Origin of the sequence: Limosilactobacillus galli (assembly GCF_947381495.1) — a bacterium.
Classification (GTDB): Bacteria; Bacillota; Bacilli; order Lactobacillales; family Lactobacillaceae; genus Limosilactobacillus; species Limosilactobacillus galli.
In genome coordinates this window covers 1-1,576 of record NZ_CANCWK010000091.1, presented here as the reverse complement: position 1 = coordinate 1,576, position 1,576 = coordinate 1, and the positions used below count along the sequence as shown (strand labels likewise).

Sequence of the window (1,576 nt, the reverse complement as noted above, 5' to 3'; positions counted from 1 at the left end):
GTGACCCGTGCGGGATTTGAACCCACGATACCAGCGTGAAAGGCTGGTGTCTTAACCACTTGACTAACGGGTCATAACGGAGAATGAGGGATTCGAACCCTCGCGCCGCTTTCGCGACCTACACCCTTAGCAGGGGCGCCTCTTCAGCCAACTTGAGTAATTCTCCAATGGGCCTAAATGGACTTGAACCATCGACCTCACGCTTATCAGGCGTGCGCTCTAAACCAGCTGAGCTATAGGCCCATAAAAGCGGGTAACGAGAATCGAACTCGCGACAACAGCTTGGAAGGCTGTGGTTTTACCACTAAACTATACCCGCAATATATTAACATGTTTAATGGCGCGGGACGGAATCGAACCGCCGACACACGGAGCTTCAATCCGTTGCTCTACCAACTGAGCTACCGAGCCAACTTAAAGCGGTCCGTACGAGACTCGAACTCGTGATCTCATCCGTGACAGGGATGCGTCCTAAACCAACTAGACCAACGGACCAAAATTGCGGGGGCTGGATTTGAACCAACGACCTCCGGGTTATGAGCCCGACGAGCTACCAGACTGCTCTACCCCGCGATAACAAAAGGAGGATGAGGGATTCGAACCCTCGCGTCGCTCTCACGGCCTAGCGGTTTTCAAGACCGCCCCCTTCAGCCACTTGGGTAATCCTCCATGATGTGAAATGAGTTCACCAAACAATTGATGGACCTTGTAGGACTCGAACCTACGACCGGGCGGTTATGAGCCGCTTGCTCTAACCAACTGAGCTAAAGGTCCAAAACAGCCAGGCAAATCGCGGCGGGGGGAATCGAACCCTCGACCTCCCGGGTATGAACCGGACGCTCTAGCCAGCTGAGCTACACCGCGAAAACTAATATTAAATTAGTAAGTCGGGAAAACAGGATTCGAACCTGCGACCCCCTGGTCCCAAACCAGGTGCTCTACCAAGCTGAGCTATTTCCCGAAAAAATGCACCCAGAAGGAGTCGAACCTTCAACCTTCTGATTCGTAGTCAGACACTCTATCCAATTGCGCTATGGGTGCATAAGTGCCGAGGACCGGGATCGAACCGGTACGGTTATCACTAACCGCGGGATTTTAAGTCCCGTGCGTCTGCCAATTCCGCCACCCCGGCATTATAGAATTGGCGAAGCGGAAGACGGGATTCGAACCCGCGACCCCCACCATGGCAAGGTGATGTTCTACCACTGAACTACTTCCGCATATTTAGTGCCGACTAGAGGATTCGAACCTCCGACCCTCTGTTTACAAGACAGATGCTCTGCCAACTGAGCTAAGTCGGCATGGACAACACTATTATTATACCAAACCGATAGCTGTTTGGCAATGAGCCGTGTGGGGATCGAACCCACGACCCTCTGATTAAAAGTCAGATGCTCTACCGACTGAGCTAACGGCTCAATGGAGGATACAGGGCTCGAACCTGTGACCCTCTGCTTGTAAGGCAGACGCTCTCCCAACTGAGCTAATCCTCCAAAAACCGCGTGGCAACGTCCTATCCTCGCAGGGAGCGATCCCCCAACTACTTTCGGCGTGTTGAAGCTTAACTTCTGTGTTC

The 1,576-nt window shown here is 52.8% G+C and carries 17 tRNA genes; all 17 read right to left on the bottom strand.

What is annotated here, in order from left to right:
• Position 1: 1 nt before the first annotated feature.
• The 17 genes from QOS10_RS09345 to QOS10_RS09265 all read right to left on the bottom strand — a co-directional run bounded on the left by QOS10_RS09345 (position 2) and on the right by QOS10_RS09265 (position 1,493).
• Positions 2-73: transfer RNA gene (locus QOS10_RS09345), tRNA-Glu, on the bottom strand.
• Between the two features lie 4 nt (positions 74-77).
• Positions 78-166: transfer RNA gene (locus QOS10_RS09340), tRNA-Ser, on the bottom strand.
• Between the two features lie 2 nt (positions 167-168).
• Positions 169-243 (bottom strand) — tRNA-Ile (locus QOS10_RS09335).
• 5 nt (positions 244-248) lie between these two features.
• A tRNA-Gly gene (locus tag QOS10_RS09330) sits at positions 249-319 on the bottom strand.
• A 19-nt stretch (positions 320-338) separates the two neighbouring features.
• Positions 339-411: transfer RNA gene (locus QOS10_RS09325), tRNA-Phe, on the bottom strand.
• 9 nt (positions 412-420) lie between these two features.
• Positions 421-495 (bottom strand) — tRNA-Asp (locus QOS10_RS09320).
• Between the two features lie 4 nt (positions 496-499).
• A tRNA-Met gene (locus QOS10_RS09315) sits at positions 500-573 on the bottom strand.
• Between the two features lie 8 nt (positions 574-581).
• Positions 582-669: transfer RNA gene (locus QOS10_RS09310), tRNA-Ser, on the bottom strand.
• A 31-nt stretch (positions 670-700) separates the two neighbouring features.
• A tRNA-Ile gene (locus QOS10_RS09305) sits at positions 701-774 on the bottom strand.
• A 16-nt stretch (positions 775-790) separates the two neighbouring features.
• Positions 791-864: transfer RNA gene (locus QOS10_RS09300), tRNA-Met, on the bottom strand.
• A 23-nt stretch (positions 865-887) separates the two neighbouring features.
• Positions 888-961, bottom strand: a tRNA-Pro gene (locus QOS10_RS09295).
• A gap of 6 nt (positions 962-967) precedes the next feature.
• Positions 968-1,041: transfer RNA gene (locus QOS10_RS09290), tRNA-Arg, on the bottom strand.
• A gap of 5 nt (positions 1,042-1,046) precedes the next feature.
• Positions 1,047-1,132: transfer RNA gene (locus QOS10_RS09285), tRNA-Leu, on the bottom strand.
• 16 nt (positions 1,133-1,148) lie between these two features.
• Positions 1,149-1,220, bottom strand: a tRNA-Gly gene (locus tag QOS10_RS09280).
• Positions 1,221-1,228: 8 nt separating this feature from the next.
• A tRNA-Thr gene (locus QOS10_RS09275) sits at positions 1,229-1,301 on the bottom strand.
• A 44-nt stretch (positions 1,302-1,345) separates the two neighbouring features.
• Positions 1,346-1,418 (bottom strand) — tRNA-Lys (locus QOS10_RS09270).
• 2 nt (positions 1,419-1,420) lie between these two features.
• Positions 1,421-1,493, bottom strand: a tRNA-Val gene (locus QOS10_RS09265).
• Positions 1,494-1,576 lie beyond the last annotated feature (83 nt).